The 20871-nt window shown below is 67.6% G+C and carries 19 protein-coding genes; 7 read left to right on the plus strand and 12 right to left on the minus strand.

Going from position 1 to position 20871, the window contains the following annotated elements; all coding sequences use genetic code 11:
- Positions 1–14: 14 nt before the first annotated feature.
- From fabD to CF68_RS10960, 5 genes are all read right to left on the minus strand, one after another.
- Positions 15–944, minus strand: a complete 930-nt coding sequence (gene fabD / locus CF68_RS10940; protein WP_035818376.1) for an ACP S-malonyltransferase — start codon at positions 942–944, stop codon at positions 15–17.
- 83 nt (positions 945–1027) lie between these two features.
- Positions 1028–2008 carry a beta-ketoacyl-ACP synthase III gene (locus CF68_RS10945; RefSeq protein ID WP_035818379.1) on the minus strand — a complete coding sequence of 327 codons (981 nt, stop codon included), beginning with the start codon at positions 2006–2008 and terminating at the stop codon, positions 1028–1030.
- A 52-nt stretch (positions 2009–2060) separates the two neighbouring features.
- Positions 2061–3140 (minus strand): phosphate acyltransferase PlsX, encoded by a 1080-nt coding sequence (gene plsX, locus CF68_RS10950; RefSeq protein ID WP_035818382.1) that lies wholly within the window; start codon positions 3138–3140, stop codon positions 2061–2063.
- A 165-nt stretch (positions 3141–3305) separates the two neighbouring features.
- Positions 3306–3485: a 50S ribosomal protein L32 gene (rpmF, locus tag CF68_RS10955; RefSeq protein ID WP_010814675.1), complete on the minus strand. Its 180-nt coding sequence runs from the start codon at positions 3483–3485 to the stop codon at positions 3306–3308.
- A 119-nt stretch (positions 3486–3604) separates the two neighbouring features.
- Complete coding sequence (locus tag CF68_RS10960; protein WP_035818385.1) at positions 3605–4195, minus strand: DUF177 domain-containing protein; 591 nt, start codon at positions 4193–4195, stop codon at positions 3605–3607.
- A gap of 206 nt (positions 4196–4401) precedes the next feature.
- On the opposite strand from CF68_RS10960, the gene CF68_RS10965 reads away from it, so the two are divergent.
- Positions 4402–5001 carry a Maf-like protein gene (locus CF68_RS10965; protein WP_035818387.1) on the plus strand — a complete coding sequence of 200 codons (600 nt, stop codon included), beginning with the start codon at positions 4402–4404 and terminating at the stop codon, positions 4999–5001.
- A gap of 16 nt (positions 5002–5017) precedes the next feature.
- Positions 5018–5749, plus strand: coding sequence for an SAM-dependent methyltransferase (locus CF68_RS10970; protein ID WP_035818390.1), 732 nt, complete (start codon positions 5018–5020; stop codon positions 5747–5749).
- Positions 5750–5806: 57 nt separating this feature from the next.
- Here the strand turns inward: CF68_RS10970 and CF68_RS10975 are convergent, their stop codons facing one another.
- The 4 genes from CF68_RS10975 to CF68_RS10990 form a co-directional block, all read right to left on the minus strand.
- On the minus strand, positions 5807–6991 hold the full coding sequence (locus CF68_RS10975) for a S49 family peptidase (RefSeq protein ID WP_035818392.1): 1185 nt from the start codon (positions 6989–6991) through the stop codon (positions 5807–5809).
- A 79-nt stretch (positions 6992–7070) separates the two neighbouring features.
- Positions 7071–7469 carry a Rieske 2Fe-2S domain-containing protein gene (locus tag CF68_RS10980; RefSeq protein WP_035818393.1) on the minus strand — a complete coding sequence of 133 codons (399 nt, stop codon included), beginning with the start codon at positions 7467–7469 and terminating at the stop codon, positions 7071–7073.
- Positions 7462–8121: an HAD-IA family hydrolase gene (locus CF68_RS10985; protein WP_013957379.1), complete on the minus strand. Its 660-nt coding sequence runs from the start codon at positions 8119–8121 to the stop codon at positions 7462–7464. Before CF68_RS10985 ends, CF68_RS10980 begins: the two co-directional genes overlap by 8 nt.
- Positions 8122–8151: 30 nt before the next feature.
- Positions 8152–9156, minus strand: a complete 1005-nt coding sequence (locus CF68_RS10990; RefSeq protein ID WP_035818396.1) for an RluA family pseudouridine synthase — start codon at positions 9154–9156, stop codon at positions 8152–8154.
- Positions 9157–9948: 792 nt separating this feature from the next.
- Between CF68_RS10990 and CF68_RS10995 the strand changes: the two genes are divergently transcribed.
- The 5 genes from CF68_RS10995 (at position 9949) to CF68_RS11015 (ending at position 16794) form a co-directional block, all read left to right on the plus strand.
- A complete protein-coding gene (locus tag CF68_RS10995) occupies positions 9949–13056 on the plus strand; it encodes an Rne/Rng family ribonuclease (RefSeq protein WP_035818399.1) in 3108 nt (1035 codons plus the stop codon).
- A gap of 220 nt (positions 13057–13276) precedes the next feature.
- Entirely contained in the window at positions 13277–14401 is a 1125-nt protein-coding gene (moaA, locus tag CF68_RS11000; RefSeq protein ID WP_035818401.1) for a GTP 3',8-cyclase MoaA, read from the plus strand.
- Between the two features lie 20 nt (positions 14402–14421).
- Positions 14422–15021 (plus strand): molybdenum cofactor guanylyltransferase MobA, encoded by a 600-nt coding sequence (gene mobA / locus CF68_RS11005; RefSeq protein WP_035818404.1) that lies wholly within the window; start codon positions 14422–14424, stop codon positions 15019–15021.
- A 6-nt stretch (positions 15022–15027) separates the two neighbouring features.
- Entirely contained in the window at positions 15028–16317 is a 1290-nt protein-coding gene (gene glp / locus CF68_RS11010; RefSeq protein ID WP_035818407.1) for a gephyrin-like molybdotransferase Glp, read from the plus strand.
- Between the two features lie 195 nt (positions 16318–16512).
- Complete coding sequence (locus CF68_RS11015; protein ID WP_010814663.1) at positions 16513–16794, plus strand: hypothetical protein; 282 nt, start codon at positions 16513–16515, stop codon at positions 16792–16794.
- Positions 16795–16871: 77 nt separating this feature from the next.
- Here CF68_RS11015 and rmuC read toward each other — a convergent pair whose 3' ends face one another.
- Genes rmuC through CF68_RS11030 form a run of 3 tightly spaced genes read right to left on the minus strand, consistent with a single transcriptional unit; the run spans position 16872 to position 20811 of the window.
- The gene (rmuC, locus tag CF68_RS11020; protein WP_035818411.1) at positions 16872–18359 is read right to left on the minus strand and encodes a DNA recombination protein RmuC; all 1488 of its coding nucleotides are present in this window, start codon (positions 18357–18359) and stop codon (positions 16872–16874) included.
- Positions 18360–18386: 27 nt separating this feature from the next.
- Positions 18387–19382, minus strand: coding sequence for a D-glycerate dehydrogenase (locus CF68_RS11025; RefSeq protein WP_035818413.1), 996 nt, complete (start codon positions 19380–19382; stop codon positions 18387–18389).
- Between the two features lie 4 nt (positions 19383–19386).
- The gene (locus CF68_RS11030; RefSeq protein WP_035818415.1) at positions 19387–20811 is read right to left on the minus strand and encodes a sodium:proton antiporter; all 1425 of its coding nucleotides are present in this window, start codon (positions 20809–20811) and stop codon (positions 19387–19389) included.
- Positions 20812–20871: the final 60 nt, after the last annotated feature.

The following is a 20871-nucleotide window of genomic DNA, read 5'->3' on the forward strand; positions in this document are numbered from 1 at the left end:
GGATGTCCTCTTGCTTACTTCAGCAGTGCCAGCGTGTCTTGCAGCGAGGCCGGATCGAAGATCGCGCCGCCGGTCAGGCTGCCGTCGATGCGCTTGGTCATGCCGGCCAGCACCTTGCCGGGGCCGCATTCGATCACGTGCGTGATGCCCTCGGCGGCCATCTTCTGCACGCACTCGACCCAGCGCACCGGCGCGGCGGCCTGGCGCACCAGGGCGTCCTTGATCGCATCCGGATCATTGACGATGGCGACGTCGACGTTGTTCACCAGCGGGATCGACGGCGCCGAGAAAGCCAGGCCGGCCATGCGCTCGCGCAGGCGGTCCGAAGCGGGCTTGAGCAGCGACGAGTGGAACGGCGCCGACACCGGCAGCGGCAGCGCGCGCTTGGCGCCCTTGCCCTTGGCGATTTCGCAGGCCTTCTCGACTGCGGCCTTGTGGCCGGCAATCACCACCTGCGACGGCGCGTTGAAATTCACGGCTTCGACCACGCCGGCGGCCGATGCCTCGGCGCAAGCGGCGCGCACGTCGTCATCGGACAGGCCCAGGATCGCGGCCATGGCGCCCTCGCCCACCGGAACGGCTTCCTGCATGGCTTGCGCGCGGAAGCGCACCAGCGGCACCGCATCGGCAAACGGGATCACGCCCGCGGCCACCAGCGCCGAGTACTCGCCCAGGCTGTGGCCGGCAACCAGCGCCGGCGCCGGGCCACCGGCGTCCAGCCAGGCACGGTAGACCGCCACGGCGGCGGTCAGCATCACCGGCTGCGTGTTGGTGGTCAGGTTCAGTTCTTCGGCGGGACCTTCGGCGATCAGGCGGCCGAGGTCCTGGCCGAGCGCGGCCGAGGCTTCTTCCACGGTGGCGCGCACCACGGCATTATCGGCGAAGGCATTGAGCATGCCGACCGACTGCGAACCCTGGCCGGGAAATACGAAAGCGAATTTCATCGGATTGGAACCCTAACAAGAAACGGGGGGCCGGCGCCGCGGCATGTCCTGCATGCGCGGCATGCCATGGCGCCGGCCGCGAATCACATGCGCAGCAGCACCGCGCCCCAGGTGAAGCCGCCGCCCACGCCTTCCATCAGCACGGTCTGGCCCGGGCGGATGCGGCCGTCGCGCACCGCGACGTCCAGCGCCAGCGGGATCGACGCGGCCGAGGTGTTGCCGTGCTCATGCACGGTGGCGACCATGCGCTCCGCCGGCAGGCCCAGCTTCTTCGCAGTGCCCTGCATGATGCGGATATTGGCCTGGTGCGGGATCAGCCAGTCGATCTGGTCCGGCGTCACGCAGGCAGCCTCCATGGCTTCGCGCGCGACCTTGTCCAGCACGTTCACGGCCAGCTTGAACACCGCCTGGCCGTCCATGTGCAGGAACGGGTTGCCGGTGATGTTGCCGCCGGCGACGTTGCCCGGCACGCACAGGATATCGACATGCTTGCCGTCCGAGTGCATCGCGGTGGACAGGATCCCCGGCTCCTCTGACGCCGACAGCACCACGGCGCCGGCACCGTCGCCGAACAGCACGCAGGTGGTGCGGTCGTTGAAGTCCAGGATGCGCGAGAACACCTCGGTGCCGATCACCAGCACGTTGCGGTGCGAGCCGCTGCGGATGAACTTGTCGGCAGTAGCCAGCGCGTACACGAAGCCCGAGCACACCGCCTGCAGGTCGAAGGCCGGGCACTGGTTGGTGATACCCAGCTTTTCCTGCACGATGCAGGCCGTGCTGGGGAACACGAAGTCCGGCGTCGAGGTAGCGACGATGATCAGGTCGATGCTCTGGCGGTCGATGCCGGCGGCTTCGATGGCCTGCTCGGCAGCCTTGACCGCGAGATCGCTGCTGGTCACATCCGGCTCGGCCCAGTGGCGTGCCGAAATGCCGCTGCGCGAGACGATCCAGTCGTCGCTGGTCTCGATGCCCTTTTCGGCAAGCTGCGCGGTCAGGTCATGGTTGGTCACGCGCCGCGGAGGCAGGTAGCTCCCGGTACCGATGATTTTTGCGTACTTGGTCATGTATTGTCGGATCGTATGGCCCGCAGGCACCCTCGACCGGCGCGCGTGGCGCTCAGGCGACGTGGGGGCTGGGATGCGCGCCAGGCACCTCTGTCTCCGGGGCGGGCTGTGCAGCGCCTGCGGCGCTGGATTTATCGGCAAAAGCCCGGGTAATGCGGGCGATCACGCCATTCTTGGCGGCATCATACCCGCGTTTGATGGCCCACTCAAAAGAATGGGCATCGGCCGAGCCGTGGCTCTTGATCACCAGCCCGCGCAGCCCAAGCAGCGAGGCGCCGTTATAGCGCGCCGGGTCGAGCCGCCTGGCCAGGCGCGACAGCACCGGCATGGCGACCGCGGCCAGCAGCTTGGTGAACCACGAGCGGGTGAATTCTTCCTTAATCATACTGCCGATCATCTTGGCCAGGCCCTCGGTGCTCTTGAGTGCCACGTTGCCGACAAAGCCGTCGCAGACCACGATGTCGGTAGTGCCCTTGAAGATGTCGTTGCCTTCCACGTTGCCGTAGAAGTTCAGCTCCGAGGCGCGCAGCAGTTCACCCGCACGCTTGACCACCTCATTGCCCTTGATGACTTCCTCGCCGATGTTCAGCAGACCCACCGTGGGGTGTTCCTTGTGGTCGACCACGGCCACCATGGCTTCGGCCATGCGCGCGAACTGCAGCAGGTGCTCGGGCTCGCAGTCGGCATTGGCGCCCAGGTCCAGCACGGTGGTGCCCCAGCCTTGCTCGTTCGGGATGGTGGTGGCGATGGCCGGCCGCTCGATGCCTTCGAGCGTCTTGAGCACATAGCGCGACACCGCCATCAGCGCGCCGGTATTGCCGGCGGAGATGCAGGCACCGGCCAGGCCTTCCTTGACCTGCGTGACGGCGACGCGCATCGAGGAGTCCCTCTTCTTGCGCAGCGCCACCTCGACCGGGTCATCCATGGTGATGACCTCGGTGGCCTCGACGATAGTCACGCGCGGATGGTCCAGCGCGTGCAGCTTCTTCAGCTGCGTCCGGATGGGGTCGGGCAAGCCGACCAGCACCATCTCGGCGTCGTCGTGGCGGGAAAGAAAACTGATCGCCGCAGGCACCGTCACGGAGACTCCGTGATCGCCGCCCATGCAGTCGATAGCGATTTTGATCGTCATTGTTCCTGGTACGGATAGCGCGGCGGCGCACGCCACGCCCGGCGGGAAATCCGAGCGCCCAACAAAAAAGCGGCAACGATCTTGCCGCTTTTTTGTCTCTGACCTTTTAGTGTCCGACCTACAGGCATGCGCGAGCGAGACGCAACGTCACGCCGAACGAAGCTATCAGTCGTTCTTGGTCTTGATGACCTTGCGGCCACGGTAGTAGCCGTTCGGGCTGACGTGGTGACGCAGGTGGGTTTCGCCGGTGGTCGGCTCAACTGCCAGCGGCGCGGCCGACAGGTGATCGTGCGAACGGTGCATGCCGCGCTTGGACGGCGACTTCTTGTTCTGTTGAACAGCCATGATGACTCCTTCGAGAATTTTTCAATATTAACACACGCATCCCGCCCAAGGCGTAGCCGGGGCCCGGCCGGATGCTTCAGATTCACCTGCAGGACCTTGCGCACCGCCTGTCGGCGGCATCAATGCTTGGTCTTCAGGCCGGCCAGCGCCGCAAAGGGCGAAGGCCGCTTTTCTTCCTCAGGCTCAGCCTCTGGCTGCGCCTCGCCGTCCGAACCGGTCACGAGGCTTTCGTGCACCGTCGGGCAGACGTCATGCTTGGGGGCCACCGGCAACGCCAGCAGCACTTCATCTTCAATCAGGTCCAGCAACGAGAAATGCTTCGAGCCGGCGATCACGTCGACTTCGTCGTCGTCCATCGGCGCGGCGTCGGCCGCTTCCTCGCTTTCCACCACCTCGAAACGCGTTGCCGTATCGATCGGCTCGGCATAGGGGGCCAGGCAGCGCTGGCAATCCAGCCATATCCGGCCCTGCACGGTCACGTCGAGAAACAGCCGCCGCGCCACCGCGGCGCCCGGCTCGGCCGCCTCTTCACGCATGAAGCCAGTGGCCGAATAGGCAAACGTCTCATCGGGTGCCGAGGCTGGCGCTTGCGCGGCGGTCTCGGCTAAGATGCGCGGCAAATCCCGCACCGCCACGTCGCCGGCCAGGCTTTCACCCCTCCGGCACAAGGCGAAGAGATCAAGCGCGCGCAGGTCAATCGGCTGGGTCATGTGCGTGGCTCCGGTCGCTATACAATGACTGGTTCGCCACATTCCACGGCTGTCGGACTACGGGCCGCGCACATTGGCGGCACTGCGCCCGGGTGCGGATGCGGCTAAACGCGCGATTGTACGACGTAAACCGTGCCGAGGTCAAAGGTCTTGCAGCGCGGGCCGCACCTTTTACTGTTTCGCTTCCTGTTCCAATTCCATTACTTATGTCCCCAGACCCCCGCCCCAGCCTGATCCTTGGCTCCGGCTCGCCCTACCGCCGCGAACTGCTGGAGCGCCTGCGCATCCCGTTCGAGGTGGCCGTGCCCGACATCGACGAAACCCCGCTTGCCGGCGAAGCGCCCGAAGCCACCGCGCTGCGCCTGTCGCAGCGCAAGGCCGAAGCCATTGCCGCGCGCCATCCGGGCGTGCTGGTGATCGGCTCGGACCAGGTGCTGACCCTGGACGGCGAACAGATGGGCAAGCCCGGCACGCACGAGAAGGCCGTGGCGCAGCTGCGCCGCATGCGCGGGCGCACCGCCACCTTCCACTCGGCGCTGTGCCTGCTGGACGCACGCACCGGCACCGTACAGCTGGCCGACGTGCAGACCCGCGTGACCATGCGCGACCTGACCGACGCTGAAATCGAGACCTACCTGCAGCTGGAGCGCCCCTACGACGTGGCCGGCAGCGCCAAGTCCGAAGGCCTGGGCATCACCCTGCTGGAACGCGTCGAGTCGGACGACCCGACCGCACTGGTCGGCCTGCCGCTGATCGCGCTGACCGGCATGCTGCGCCAGGCCGGCTACCCTCTTCTTTCCGCATGACCCGCACGAGCCCACGATGAGCGGCACTCTTTACCTGATCCCCAACACCCTCGGCAAGCGCGATGAAGCCGACCCGCTGGCCGACGTGATCCCGGCCGGCGTACAGCAGATCGCGGCCAACCTCGATTACCTCGTCGCCGAGAACGCCAAGACCGCGCGCGCCTTCCTGAAGAAGCTGGGCGAGACCACGCCGCTGGCACGCCCGATCCAGCAGATCGAGATCCGCGAGCTGAACGTCAACACGCGCGCCGACGCCCTGGCCGCACTGTTGGCCCCGCTCGAAGCCGGCCGCGACGGCGGCCTGCTGTCCGAGGCCGGCGTGCCGGCGGTGGCCGACCCCGGCGCCGACCTGGTGCGGCTGGCCCATGCGCGCCGCATCCGCGTGCGGCCGCTGGTCGGGCCCAGCTCGATCCTGCTGGCAGTGATGGGCTCGGGTCTGAACGGCCAGAGCTTTGCCTTCAACGGCTACCTGCCAGTCGATGCCGGCGAGCGCGCGCAGCGCCTGCGCGAGCTGGAGCAGCGCTCGCGCAAGTCCAGCCAGACCCAGGTGTTCATCGAAACGCCCTACCGCAATGCGGCGCTGCTGGAAGCCATGCGCCAGCACTGCGCCGGCACCACGCTGCTGTCCGTGGCCGTGGACCTGACCCTGCCGGGCGAGACCATCGTCACGCTGCCGCTGTCAGACTGGCGTCCCGAGCGGATCGACCTGCACAAGCGCCCGGCGATCTTCTCGCTGCTGGCTATATAAGAAACGGCAAAGGGGGCGCGAATGCCCCCTTTGCCATTGCCGCCGCACCATTCTGGCTCAGTGCATGCCCTGCATGCGGTTGCTCCACAGCATGGTCTTCATCGCCGCTGAGCCCACCGCCGCGCCAAAGCGCTTGGCCACGCGCTCGGCGATGTTCTCCTTGACGGTGTAATCGACGATGTCCTCGGCCTTGAGCACATCGCGCGCGACATAGTCGGCACTGCCCAGCCCGTCGGCCAGGCCCAGTTCCACGGCGCGCTCGCCCGACCAGAACAGGCCGGAGAACAGTTCCGGATCATCCTTGAGCCGGTCGCCGCGCCCTTCCTTGACCACGTCGATGAACTGCTGGTGGATCTGCTTGAGCATGGCCTCGGCAAAGGCCTTCTGCTTGGGCACCTGCGGCGAGAACGGGTCCAGCATGCCCTTGTTGGCGCCCGAGGTGTACAGCCGGCGCTCCACGCCCAGCTTGTCCATCAGCCCGGTAAAGCCAAAACCGTCCATCAGCACCCCGATCGAACCCACGATGCTGGCCTTGTCGACATAGATCTTGTCGGCCGCCGCGGCCACGTAATAGCCGCCAGAGGCGCAGATCTCTTCCACCACTACATAGAACGGCTTGGACGGATAAAGCGTGCGCAGCCGCTGGATCTCATCGTTGATGATGCCCGCCTGCACCGGCGAGCCGCCCGGCGAGTTGATCTTCAGGATCACGCCGGCGGCATTGCCATCAGCGAACGCCGCCTGCAGCGAGGCATTGATCGATTCCGCGCTGGCCGGGGTGCCCGCGGCGATCTCGCCCTCCAGCGTGACCATGGCTGTATGGCGGCCCGAGGTGCTGATGGCGCCATCGCCCTTGAAGTCGAACAGCGTGATCAGGATCAGCGCCAGCAAAGCCAGTCCGACAAAGCGGAAGAAGATGCGCCAACGCCGTGCCGCGCGCTGCTCGCGCAGCGATGCGGTCAGCACTTTTTCCAGCAGATCGCGCTCCCAGCCGGCGCCGCCGCCAGCCGGGGGCCCCGCGGTGGCACCGGCCATGCGCGCCTTGCGCTCGCTCGCTTCACGCCTTGCCGCGTCGTCGCCGGCGCGCAATTCGTCTTCCAGCGGGTAGTCTGCGCGCGGTGCGGTGACCAGGCGCTCGGACTCCGACTGGGGCGCCCCTTCGCCCGGCGCACCCTCGCCGGCTGGCTTGTGCTCGTCCGGCTGACCCGATTCACCCGATGGCGGCTTCTGTTGTTCTGTCATGCAAATCGCTCGTGGAAACGCCTGGAAACCCAGGCCTGGAAATACAACGGCCGGCCTGACTGCCGGCCCTGCCCGTCACTCAGGCACCGCCCATGCGCGCAGCGATCCGGTATGGCGCTTCCGGCAACCAGTAGACGTGGCCGTCGCGCTCCTCGATGCGCAGCTTGGCCAGCGATGCACCGCGGCAGGGTCCGCCGACGCACTCGCCACTGTCCGGCGCATAAACCGCGCCATGTGTGGCGCACATCAAGTATAGGCCCGAGGCATCGAAGAACCGGCCTTCCTGCCAGTCCAGTTCCATCGGCACATGGGCGCACTGGTTCAGGTAGCCGTGCGCGGCGCCATCGAAACGCAACACGAAGGCGCCGATCTCGCGCTGGTCCAGCGCAACCGAGAAGCGCACGCCCAGGCCGCCATCCTCCAGGTCCGCGGCAGCGCACAGCCGTACCGGCGCCTGGCCGGCCGCTGCCTCAGGCATGGGCCAGCAGCCAGTCGGTCAGGTCGGGGATGGAGGTCGCGCAATGCACCGGCGCCATCGCGCGCAGCGAATCCGCGGGATGTGCACCATAGCACACGCCAATCCCCTTGGCGCCGGCATTGGCCGCCATCTGCAGGTCATGGGTGGTGTCGCCGACCATCACCGTGCGTTCCACGTCCTGGCCCAGCTCGCGGGTCAGTTCGTGCAGCATGGCCGGGTGCGGCTTGGAGAAGGTCTCGTCGGCACAGCGCGTGGCGTCGAACAGGCGGGTCAGGCCGCTCGCGGCCAGCGCGCGCTGCAGGCCGACGCGGGTCTTGCCGGTGGCCACGCCAAGAAAATAGTGTTCGCCGCGCAGGGTCTCGAGCATTTCGCGCACGCCATCGAACAGCACCAGGTCGGCGTCGCGAGCGAGGAAGTGATAGCGGTAACGTTCGGCCAGGCGCGGGTAGTCGGCGGGGTCCAGCGTCGGCACCGCATAAGACAGCGCATCCTTCAGGCCCAGCCCGATCACATGGCTGGCGGCCCTGTCATCCGGCACCGGCAGGCCCAGGTCGCGGCTGGCAAGCTGGATGCACTTGGCGATGGTCGGGGTCGAGTCCATCAGCGTCCCGTCCCAGTCGAAAACGATCAGGTCAAATTGTTGCCTGGCCATGGAAGTCCTTGTGGCGTTTGATGCACTACCCTACTCCGGGGCACGCAGTTCACGCAATTGTTGCAGGAATCCGACGCACTCGTCGGGCAGCGGCGCTTCCACCGCCAGCGGCTCGCCCGTGGCCGGGTGGATAAACACCAGCCGGTGGGCGTGCAGGAACATGCGCTTGAGGCCGGGCTTGGCGCCGGAACGCGCCAGCGCCTTGTTCAACGAGAAGTCGCCATATTTTTCGTCCCCGACGATCGGGAAACCCGAGTGGGCCAGGTGGACGCGGATCTGGTGGGTACGGCCGGTCTTCAGTTCGGCCTCCAGCAGGGTGAAGCCCTGGAAGGCCTCGACCAGGTTGAACACCGTGTGCGAGGCCAGCCCGTCGGCCTGCACCCGCACCCGGCGCTCGCCGTCCGGCGTGCTGTACTTATATAGAGGCAGCTTCACATGCTGGCGCGCGTTCGGGAATTCGCCGGCCACGCAGGCGAAATAGCGCTTGTCCATCGCGTTGCCGCGAATCTGCTCATGCAGGTGGACCAGCGCCGAGCGCTTCTTGGCCAGCATCAGGATGCCGGAGGTCTCGCGGTCGAGCCGGTGCACCAGCTCCAGGAACTTGGCCTGGGGCCGCGACCGGCGCAATTGCTCGATCACGCCGAAGGCCACGCCCGAGCCGCCGTGCACGGCCACGCCGGCCGGCTTGTTGATCACCAGCAGCTGGGCGTCCTCGAACAGCACCGGGAATTCGCCCGCCGGCACATGCTGGGCATTGGCCGATTGCGCCGAATTCGCCACCCGCATTGGCGGAATGCGCACTACATCACCCGACTGCAGGCGATAAGTGGCATCGATCCGGCCTTTATTGACGCGAACTTCACCCGAACGCAGCACCCGGTAGATATGACTCTTGGGCACGCCCTTGGCCACCTTCAGCAGGAAGTTGTCAATGCGCTGACCTTCCGAGCCTTCGTCAATCGTGACATACGCCACCTGTGGGCTGGCCGGCGCAGCTTCGGCAGCCTTTTCAATTTGATGGCGTAACTCATTCATTTTCAATATAATTTCCTCGCTGTCCCGGCTTGTGGCCGGCAGCGCAAGACCTGTGTAAGCGATTGATCTTCGAGTTTTCTTGGATTTTTCGCATTCTACACTTGGGGTTGCCGCCAACCCCGCCCGTCTCCCGCAACTTTGCGTTCCGCCAAGCGCCAGACGGGCAAATGGCAGTAAAAGCAGCACGCACGGTGCCGCCGGCATGCAGGAAGTCGCCCATAGGAGGCTTCGGCGAGGCAGGCGGTGACGTGGGAACTGAGTGTTCAGGTAAAACAGAATTTAAAGGCGGATGCCACTGCCGGCATCCGCTTCGGTGAGAGAAGTCCTGCCCGCACCGGGAAACGGTGCCGGCCGGCAGGTTAGCCTGCCGCCTGACTGGAAATACCGGCGCCCGGTCGCAGAATTCCAAGAAGTAGTAGGTGCGCCCGCCAGGAGTAGTCAGGCAGCAACGGCAACCATGCCGTGTCCGAAAAATTTGCTCTTTGACGCGTCTAGGCCTTCTGCGGCCGGCCGCGATGCCGCCGGCGCCGGTTGCGCCGGCGTTCAGCATCGCCTCCGGCACGGGAACGCGCCGGATGTCTGCGCAAGAGCAGCCTCCGGTGTTCTCTCCTGCCCCGCGGACGTTACCCCGACGTCATCGCTCTCTTTCACCCGCGCCCAGCCGCTCGCCTATCCCGCGCAGCGGCGCTTTCCGGCAATTCTCGCGCCTCGCTCGCTCCCTCGCGTGCTCCATAGATCGCCGCGGACACCGCCCAGACGGTGCCACCCGCGACACTGGAGTGAGGTATTGCGATGAAACGCATGCTGTTCAACGCGACGCAACAGGAAGAATTGCGCGTCGCCATCGTCGACGGTCAGAAACTGATCGATATCGACATCGAGACTGCCGGGCGCGAACAGCGCAAGGGCAACATCTACAAGGGTGTCATCACCCGTATCGAACCCTCGCTGGAAGCCTGCTTCGTCAACTACGGCGAAGAGCGCCACGGCTTCCTGCCGTTCAAGGAAGTGGCCCGCGCCTTCTTCAAAGAAGGCATCGACGTGCGCAACGCGCGCATCCAGGATGCCCTGCATGAAGGCCAGGAACTGATCGTCCAGGTCGAGAAGGAAGAGCGCGGCAACAAGGGCGCGGCCCTGACCACCTTTATCTCGCTGGCCGGCCGCTACCTGGTGCTGATGCCCAACAACCCGCGCGGCGGCGGCGTGTCGCGCCGCATCGAGGGCGAGGACCGCCAGGAACTGCGCGAGACCATGGCGCAGCTGACCGTGCCGGAAGGCATGAGCATCATTGCCCGGACCGCCGGCATCGGCCGCTCGGCCGAGGAACTGCAGTGGGACCTGAACTACCTGCTGCAACTGTGGAAGGCCATCGACGGCGCCGCCGGCGACAACAAGGCCCCGCTGCTGATCTACCTGGAATCGAGCCTGGTCATCCGCGCCATCCGCGACTACTTCCAGCCGGATATCGGCGAGATCCTGATCGATACCGACGAGATCTACGAACAGGCCCGCGCTTTCATGAGCGTGGTGATGCCTGACAACATGAACCGCGTGAAGAAGTACCGGGACGACGTGCCGCTCTTCTCGCGCTTCCAGATCGAACACCAGATCGAGTCGGCCTACTCGCGCATGGTGATGCTGCCCTCGGGCGGCGCCATCGTGATCGACCACACCGAGGCGCTGGTCTCCGTGGACGTGAACTCGGCCCGCGCCACCAAGGGCGCCGACATCGAGGAAACCGCGCTGCGCACCAACCTCGAGGCCGCCGACGAGATCGCCCGCCAGCTGCGCCTGCGCGACCTGGGCGGCCTGATCGTGATCGACTTTATCGACATGGAGTCGGGCAAGGCCCAGAAGGACGTGGAAACGCGCCTGAAGGACGCGCTGCGCCACGACCGCGCCCGCGTGCAGATGGGCAAGATCAGCCGTTTCGGCCTGATGGAGCTGTCGCGCCAGCGCCTGCGTCCGTCGCTGTCGGAGGGCTCGCACATCACTTGCCCGCGCTGCAACGGCACCGGCCATATCCGCGATACCGAATCGTCCGCCCTGCAGGTGCTGCGCATCATCCAGGAAGAGGCGATGAAGGAAAACACCGCCGCCATCCACTGCCAGGTGCCGGTGGAGGTGGCCGCCTTCCTGCTGAACGAGAAGCGCCAGGAAATCAACCTGATCGAGCTGCGCTTCAAGGTCAATGTGCTGCTGATCCCCAACAAGCACCTGGAAACGCCGCACTACAAGCTGGAGCGCCTGCGCCACGACGATCCGCGCCTGGAAGAGAGCACCGCCAGCTACCGCATGGCCGAGGCTGCCGCCAAGGAACTGGAAGCCGACACCAGCTACAGCAGCCGTCGCAAGGAAGAAGCCAAGCCGCGCCAGGAAGCCGCGGTCAAGGGCATCACCCCGGAACAGCCGGCGCCGGTGTCGGTGCCGCGCCCCGAGCGCGCGCCCAAGCCGGAAGCCCCGGTCGCCCCGCCCGTACCGGCCACCCAGCCGGTGGTCAGCGGCGGCTTTATCGCCTGGCTGAAGGGCCTGTTCGGTGCCCGCCCGGCGACCCCGCCGGTGGTGGAGCCGGCCAAGCCGGCAGCTGCAACCGAGACCCGTAGCGCCGAAGGCCGGCGCGAGCGCGGCCAGCGCGGCGAAAGCCGCGGCCAGCGTGGTGAGCGTGGCGACCGCGCCGAGCGTGGTGAGCGCACGGAACGTGGTGAGCGCGGCGAGCGCCAGGGCCGTGGCCAGCGCGGCGACCGTGCCGAGCGCGCGGAACGTGGTGAGCGCCAGGGTGCCGAGCGCGGCGAGCAACGCGAGGGCCGTGGCGAACGCCAGGGCCGCCAGCCGCGCCAGCAAGGTGAAGGCCAGGCCACCCCGGCCCTGGCCCGCCAGGGCGAGGCAGTGCAAGCCGAGCGTGCCCAGGGCGAGCGCGTGGAGGGCCGTCAGGAAGGCCGCCGCGACCGCAACCAGGAACGCCGCGAGCGCCAGCGTGAACGCCAGCGCGAACGCAGTGAACTGCGCGAAGCCGAAGCCGGTGAAGCACCGCAGCCGGAAGCCATCGCCGCCGCCCAAGCACTGGGCGTGCTGCCGCAGGCCATGACCGAAGAGACGCAAGCCGTCCGCGCCGAGCTGCCGGAAGGTGCCGAGAGCGCCGCCGAGACCGCTGAAGGCGAAGAGCGCCGCCGCCGCAACCGCCGTGGCCGCAACCGCTATCGCCGTGAGCGCGACGAGTCGGCGCAAGGTGCGCAGGGTGAAGGCGAAGGCGACGAAGAAACCGCCGCTGCCGAAGGCGTTGCCCCGGTGCGCGCTGAAGCCGCCGTGCCGGCCGAGCCCGCACCGCAAGCTGCCGTGGCCGTGGCCGCCGCAGCCGAGGCCGTCGAAGCGATCCGCATCGCCGTGCCGGAAGACGTGACGCCCGCGCCGGTCGCCGAGGCCGCCCCGGTGACCGCGCCGGTTGCCGAGCCTGTGCCCCAGCAAGCTGCCCCGGTAGCCGCCGCCGTCACGGAAGCCGTTGCCGCCGAAGCGATCGTCGAGACCACCGCAAGCGTGGCCGCCGAAGCGGCTCCGGTCGTGCCGGCACCTGCCGCTGCACCGGTCACCGCCCCTGTGGCCGAAGCCGCACCGGCCGAGGTGTTCGCCCCGGCAGCCCCGGTCGCTGCTGCAGCGCCGGCCGCACCGGCAGCGTCGGCCACCCCGGCAGCGCTGGAGAACCTGGAACCGATGCTCGCCACCGCCGGCCTGCAATGGGTCCATACCGACAGCGACAAGCTGCGTTCGGCCCAGGAAGCCGCCGCCCGCATCGCACCCGCCCCGCGCGTGCAGCGTGAGCGCAAGGCGCTGCCGCCGCTGCCCCACGGTCCGATGATCCTGGTGGAAACCGGTGGCCGCGAAGTGGAGATGGCATCGCAGCAGTAAGCGTTGCCGCTGCACCGCAGCCAAAGCAAGAAGGGGACGGCCACGCCGTCCCCTTTTTTCATGGTCAACCGGCCGGATGAATCCCCGCCATCACCGGGGGATGCGGGTGCCCCGCCCCCGCCTCGGCTAGAATGGCAGCAGAAGGCATCCGGCCCTCGAGCGCCCCTGACTTGGCCACGCCGCCAGGCCGCTCCCCGGACGCCGTGCCCACCCACAGGCCATGACCGAATCCGTCATTCCGATTTTCGACCTGCGCGACCATCGCTACCGCTCGATGACGCCCAGCATTCCCGGCAAGCTGGCTGCCCCCACCGGCCTGGTGGCCGACACCCGCGGCCGGCCGCTGCATGACCTGCGCATCTCGGTGACGGACCGCTGCAACTTCCGCTGCGTCTACTGCATGCCGAAGGAAGTCTTCGACAAGGACTACACCTTCCTGCCGCACTCCGAGTTGCTGAGCTTCGAGGAGATCGAGCGCACCGCGCGCCTGTTCGTCGCCCATGGCGTCGAGAAGATCCGCCTGACCGGCGGCGAGCCGCTGCTGCGCAAGAACATCGAGCACCTGGTGGAGATACTGGCGAAGATCGAGACCGTCTCGGGCAAGCCGCTGGACCTGACGCTCACCACCAACGCCTCGCTGCTGGCGCGCAAGGCGCGCGCGCTGCGCGACGCGGGCCTGACGCGCGTCAGCGTCAGCCTGGACGCGATCGACGACGCCACCTTCCGCCGCATGAACGACGTGGACTTCGCGGTCGCCGACGTGCTGCACGGCATCGAGACCGCGCAGGCCGTAGGGCTGGCGCCGATCAAGGTCAACATGGTGGTCAAGCGCGGCACCAATGACCAGGAAATCGTGCCGATGGCGCGCCACTTCCGCCACAGCGGCATCATCCTGCGCTTTATCGAGTTCATGGACGTGGGCGCCAGCAATCACTGGCAGATGGATGAAGTGCTGCCGTCCGCCGAGGTGGTAAAGCGCATCGATGCGGAGTTCCCGCTCGAACCAGTGCAGGCCAACTACTCCGGCGAAACCGCCGAGCGCTGGCGCTACCGCGACGGCAGCGGCGAGATCGGCGTGATCTCCAGCGTCACCCACGCCTTCTGCGGCGACTGCAGCCGCATCCGGCTGTCCACCGAAGGCCGGCTCTACCTGTGCCTGTTCGCGACCGAGGGCTTCGACCTGCGCGCGCTGCTGCGCGGCGGCTACAGCGACCTGGAAATCTCCAATGCGATTGCGCAGGTGTGGCAGGGCCGCACCGACAATTATTCCGAGCAGCGCAGCGACCCGACGGTGCGCGCCAAGCGTGCCGAGCGCAAGATCGAGATGTCCTATATCGGCGGCTGACCCCGCTGCACACACAATCCATGATTGCACGCGACGACATCACCGGCCTGATCCTCGCAGGCGGCAGGGGCAGCCGCATGGGCGGCACCGACAAGGGCCTGCAGCCGCTGCACGGCACGCCGATGGCCATGCACACGATGATGCGCCTGACCCCCCAGGTGGGCGGGCTGATGATCAATGCCAACCGCAACCTGGCCGCCTATGAGTCCTTCGGCGTGCCGGTCTACACCGATTCCGTGCCCGACTTCGCCGGCCCGCTGGCGGGGATGCTGGCCGGCCTGGAGCAATGCGCCACGCCGTGGATGGTGACCGCGCCCTGCGATTCGCCGTTCCTGCCGACCGACCTGGTGGCACGCCTGGCGCAGGCAATCGAGGCCGAAGGCGCGGACCTGGCAATCCCCGTCACGCTGGACCAGGACGGCCGGCGCCAGACCCAACCTGTGTTCTGCCTGATGCCGGTCAGTGCGCTGGACAGCCTGGTGGCTTATCTTTCCGGCGGCGGGCGCAAGATCGAAACCTGGGCCGCTTCGCAGCGGCTGGCCGAAGTGCTGTTCGACGACGCCGCGGCCTTTGCCAATATCAACACCCTGGACGAACTGCGCACGCACGAAACGCGCTGAGCCAACATGCCCACCCTGCAATCCGTCATCTCCTGCCTTTCCGACTACGACCCCACCGCCCTGCCGGTGGACCAGGCCAACCGCATCATCGGCGAGGTGGTCGAGCCGGTGCGCGGCGTCGAGCAGTTGCCGATCCGCAGCGCCCTGGACCGCGTGCTGGCCGAAGACATCGTCTCGGCCATCGACGTGCCGGCGCATGACAACTCGGCAATGGACGGCTATGCCTTCCAGGGTGCCGCGCTCGCTGCCGCGCAGACCGCCACGGTCGAGCTGGAAGTCATCGGCAGGGCCTTCGCCGGCGGTGCCGGCGCGCTGGCGCCCACGGCGGCGCAGGCGGTGCGCATCATGACCGGCGCAGTGATGCCGGCCGGCTGCGACACCGTGGTGCCGCAGGAATTCGTGGAAGCCGTGGACGACGGCGCGCGCATCCGCTTTGCCGCCGACTGCGTTCGCACCGGCGACAACCGGCGCCTGCGCGGCGAAGACCTGGCGCGCGGCCAGGCCGCGCTGCAGGCCGGGCGCATCCTCCAGCCGGCCGACCTGGGCCTGCTGGCCTCGCTGGGCGTGGCCGAGGTGCGCGTGCGCCAGCGCCTGCGCGTGGCGTTTTTCTCCACCGGCGACGAGTTGCGCTCGATCGGCGAGCCGCTCGATCCCGGCTGCGTCTACGACTCCAACCGCTACACGCTGCACGGCATGCTGCGCCGGATGAACGTCGACCTGCTCGACATGGGCGTGGTGCGCGACGACCCCGAGGCGCTCGAAGCCGCCTTCCGCACCGCCTGCGAGACCGCCGACGCGGTCATCACCTCCGGCGGGGTCTCGGTCGGCGAGGCCGACTACACCAAGCAGATCATGGCGCGCCTGGGCGATGTCACGTTCTGGAAGATTGCGATGCGCCCGGGCCGGCCGATGGCCTTCGGCCGCATCAATTCCAACGGCCGCGACGCGCTGCTGTTCGGACTGCCGGGCAACCCGGTGGCGGTGATGGTCACCTTCTACCACTTCGTGCGCGCCGCGCTGCAGCGGCTGATGGGCGCCAGCGTGGCACCGCTGCCGCTGCTGCGCGTGCGCAGCGCGCAAGCCATCCGCAAGAAGCCCGGCCGCACCGAGTACCAGCGCGGCATCCTGGCGCGCGCCGGCGACGGCCAGTGGGAAGTGCGCATCACCGGCCAGCAGGGCTCGGGCGTGCTGCGCTCGATGAGCGAGGCCAACTGCTTTATCGTGCTCGGCCACGAACAGGGCTCGGTCAAGGCCGGCGATGCGGTCGAGGTGATGCTGTTCGACGGACTGGTCTAGCCGAGACCGGCAGGCGCTGCTCGCAAGCGCTTGCCACACGCCGGTAGCAATGTGTCGTTTTTGCGCCGCACATTTGCGGCCGTAGCACTGCCGGCACGGGGCTTTCGCCTGCCCCCGCCGACTGCGGGCTATGCTTGGCATCGGCCAATCGCTACACTTGGCGCACGATTCAGAACCATTCGAGTATCCCCCGTCATGAATCAGGAGATCGCCTACCTCCACCCCGTCAAGACCGCCCGCGCGCTGGTGCTGGTCTACCTGTGCTTCTCGCTGCCGATCGTGTCGCTGGGCCTGTTTGTCACCTTCGTCCGCTACGGTGACCTGCCCGCCATCACGGTCTTCAGCGCAATCATCCTGAATGCGCTGATCGGCTTCGGCCTGCTGTGGCTGGCCTGCAAGGCCTACAACTGGGTGGCCGCCCGCTTCGGCGGCATTGAAGTCCACGTGCGCGAACTGGCGCCCGAAGACGAGCGCTGAGCCGCTCAGCCGGCGCCCGGGCCGGCAGCAATCCGGCAGGCCCCTGCGGGAGCTGCCCTGACCCTCCCCTGCCGCGTTCAGCCGCCGTTGTCTTCGGCGGCCTCCGGCGCGTCCGCCGCCTCTGCTGCATTAAGGCCAAGCACCTGCTGCGCGGCCTCGCCCGGCAGCGCTTCCACCGTGCGCAGCTTGCGCGCCATCTGGCGCGTGCGCACTTCGGCCTGCTCGATATTGCGCGCGGCGCGTTCCAGTGTATCGCGCGTTTTGGCCAGCACGTCGCCGAACTTGCCGAACTCGGTCTTGACCGCGCCCAGCACCTCCCACACCTCGCTTGAGCGCTTTTCCAGCGCCAGCGTGCGGAAGCCCATCTGCAGGCTGTTCAGCAGCGCGGTCAGCGTGGTCGGACCGGCCACGGTCACGCGGTAGTCGCGCTGCAGCAGGTCGGTCAGGCCCGGGCGCCGCAGCACCTCGGCGTACAAACCCTCGGTCGGCAGGAACAGGATGGCGAAATCCGTGGTCTGCGGCGGCGACAGGTATTTCTCGGCGATGGTCTGGGCCTCGCGCCGCAGCGCCACTTCCAGTTCGCGGCCAAAAGCGAGCACGCCATCCGGGTCGCCCCGCTCCTGCGCGTCCACCAGGCGCTCGTACTGTTCCTTGGGAAACTTGGCGTCGACCGGCAGCCAGACCGGCGCATTGTCGCCACCCGCCGCCTTGCCCGGCAGCCGGATCGCAAACTCCACCCGCGCGCCCGAGTTGCGCACGGTCTCGACATTCTTGCCGTACTGCTCCGGCGTCAGCATCTGCTCCAGCAGCATTTCCAGCTGGACTTCGCCCCAGGTGCCGCGCGACTTCACATTGGTCAGCACCTTCTTCAGGTCGCCCACGCCCTGCGCCAGCACCTGCATCTCGCCCAGGCCGCGGTGCACCTGCTCGAGCCGGTCCGACACCAGCCGGAAGGATTCGCCCAGGCGCTGCTCCAGCGTGGCGTGCAGCTTCTCGTCGACGGTGCGGCGCATTTCCTCCAGCTTGGCGGCGTTATTGGCCTCGATGTCCTGCAGCTTCTTCTCCAGTGTGGCGCGCACTTCGGCCAGGCGCCGCTCGTTGGCTTCGGACATCTGCGCCAGCTGCTGCTGTAGCCCGTCGCCAAAGCGGCGCAGCGTGCCGGCCTGCTCGTCGCGCGCCTGCTGGCCCTGCAGCATCATGTGCTGGCGCACCTGCTCGAGCTGCTGGGTGTTGGTCTCGGTCAGCTTGGCCAGTTGCTGCGCGAAGGTGTCGATCTGGTTGTTCTGCAGCGTGGCGATGCCCGTCAGCTGCGACGACAGCGCCTGCTGGAAGCGCAGCATCTGCTGCGCCGACTCGTCGCGGTTGCCGCGCGCAGCCCCGGCCACTTCGGTGCGCACCTCGCGCTCCAGCCGCTCCATGCCGCGCGCGCTTTCCGCGCGCATGTCGGCCAGTTGCCGGCCAAGCTCGGCCCCCGGCGAGGCAGCCTGCTGGCGCAGCAGGACGATTACCAGCAGGACGACCGCGAGCAGCGCCACGGCCAGCGTCAGGAACGGAATCAGGGTCATGCAGCAGGAAACAGGTGGATGGCGGGCTTAGCGGCGCCGCGACATGACGTCGGGGTTGATCACGGTGGGCGGATGGCCGGCCTGCGGGCCCTGGTCGAGCGCGGCGATCAGGTTGTCGGCGGCCAGCATCGCCATCGCACGGCGGGTCTTCTCGGAGGCGCTGGCGATATGCGGCGTGAGCACGACGTTGGGCACCGTCAGCAGGTCCGGATGGACGCTGGGCTCGCCCTCGAACACATCCAGGCCGGCGCCGAAGATGCGCTTGTCGCGCAGCGCCTGCGCCAGCGCGGCATCGTCGACGATGCCGCCGCGCGCCAGGTTCACCAGCGTCGCGGTCGGCTTCATCAGTGCCAGCTCGGCGGCGCCGATGGCATGGTGGCTCTGCGGGCCATAGGGCAGCACCAGCAGCAGGTGATCAGACTGGCGCAGCAGGTCTTCCTTGCTGACATAGCGCGCGTTGAGCGCGCCCTCGGTGTCCGCCGGCAGCTGGCTGCGGTTGTGGTACAGCACGCTCATGCCAAACCCGCTCGCACGGCGCGCCAGCGCCTGGCCGATGCGGCCCATGCCCAGGATGCCGAGCGTGCTGCCGTACAGGTCCATGCCGACCAGCATGTCGTAGCTCCAGCGCTGCCACTTGCCGGCGCGCAGGTAGTGCTCGGCCTCGGTCACGCGGCGCGCGGTGGCCATCAGCAGGGCCCAGCCGAAGTCGGCGGTGGTCTCTGTCAGCACGTCCGGCGTATTGGTGGCGACGATGCCGGCGGCCGTCAGCGCCGGCACGTCCAGGTTGTTGTAGCCGACCGCCATGTTGCACACCGCGCGCAGCGCCGGCAGCCCGGCGACCACGTCGCCGTCGATGCGGTCGGCGGCGTTGGCCAGCACGCCGGCCTTGCCCGCCAGGCGCGCCTTCAGCGCGGCGGCGTCCAGCACCGCGTCCTGCTGGTTGTCGTCGACATCGAAGTACTGCGCCAGGTGCGCGATGACTTCGGGATAGATGGCGCGGGTGACAAGGACAGACGGCTTCATGGCATCACACGTGGAAGAAGAGGAAGGTCATGATGACGAACAGCGGCATCAGGAAGATGCCCGAGTACAGCATGTAGCCGAAGAAGCTCGGCATGCGCACGCCGCGGTTCTCGGCAATGGCCTTGACCATCAGGTTGGGGGCATTGCCGATATAGGTATTGGCGCCCATGAACACGGCCCCGGCCGAGATCGCGGCCAGTGTCGAGGCATCGCGCGTCATCAGCGTGGCCGCGTCGCCACCGGCGGTATTGAAGAACACCAGGTAGGTCGGCGCATTGTCCAGGAACGAGGACAGCAGGCCGGTGGCCCAGAAGTACATGCCGTCGACCGGCTGGCCGTTGCTGTCGCTGACCGCGCGGATCACGCCGGAAAAGGCGCCGTCGGTGCCGGCCTTGAGCATGGCGATGACGGGAATGATGGTCAGGAAGATGCCGGCAAAGAGCTTGCCGACTTCCAGGATCGGCTCCCAGTTGAATTCATTGCCGGCGCGCGCCGTCTGCGGCGTCACCAGCAGCGACACTACCGCCACCACCACCAGCAGCGCATCGCGCACCGCTGCCTGCAGCGGCACCTCGGTGCCCAGGATGTCGAACGAGATGCCCGGCTGCCACAGCCCGCTCATCAGCACCAGGCCGATCACCGCCAGCAGCAGCACGAAGTTGAACTTGCCCTCGATGGCGATGCCGCCCGAGTCCGGGGTGGGGTCGCTGCGCGGCGGCAGTTCCTCTTCCTTGTTCTGGTAGTAGTGACGGTCGACCAGGTAGAACAGCACCAGCAGCACCACGCAGATAAAGACCGTCTCCGGGAAGATGTTGCGCATGGTCCAGAAGAAGTCCACGCCTTTCAGGAAGCCCAGGAACAGCGGCGGATCGCCCAGCGGCGTCAGCGAGCCGCCGGCATTGGCCACCAGGAAGATAAAGAACACCACCACGTGCGCCACGTGGCGGCGGTTGTCATTGGCGCGCAGCAGCGGCCGGATCAGCAGCATGGCCGCGCCGGTGGTGCCCATGAAGCTGGCCAGCAGCGTGCCCAGCGCCAGGATGCCGGTGTTGAGCCTGGGCGTGCCGTGCAGGTTGCCGCGCACGCAGATGCCGCCGGCCACGATATACAGCGAGGCAATCAGCACGATGAACGGGATGTACTCCGCCAGCAGCGCGTGCACCGCGCTGGCCGCGGCCGCATGCGTGCCGAACGCTGCCGCGAACGGCAGCAGGAACAGCAGCCCCCAGCCCGCGGCGATCTTGCCGTAGTGATGGTGCCAAAACCTGGGCGCAACCAGCGGCCACACCGCGATCGACAGCAGGATGCCGGCGAACGGCAGCCCCCACAGCGGGGACAGCGACGCCCCGTCAAGGTCCGCGGCTTGGCCGACGGCGGGAAATGCGGCCAGCACGGCCAGCAGCGGCAACAGCACGGAGGCACGTCGCATCAGGCAGGATCTCCTCGGGAATGCAGCATTCATTGGCGCACCGCCGGCACGAAGCCGCGG

This window comes from Cupriavidus sp. SK-4, assembly GCF_000611125.1.
GTDB lineage: Bacteria > Pseudomonadota > Gammaproteobacteria > Burkholderiales > Burkholderiaceae > Cupriavidus > Cupriavidus necator.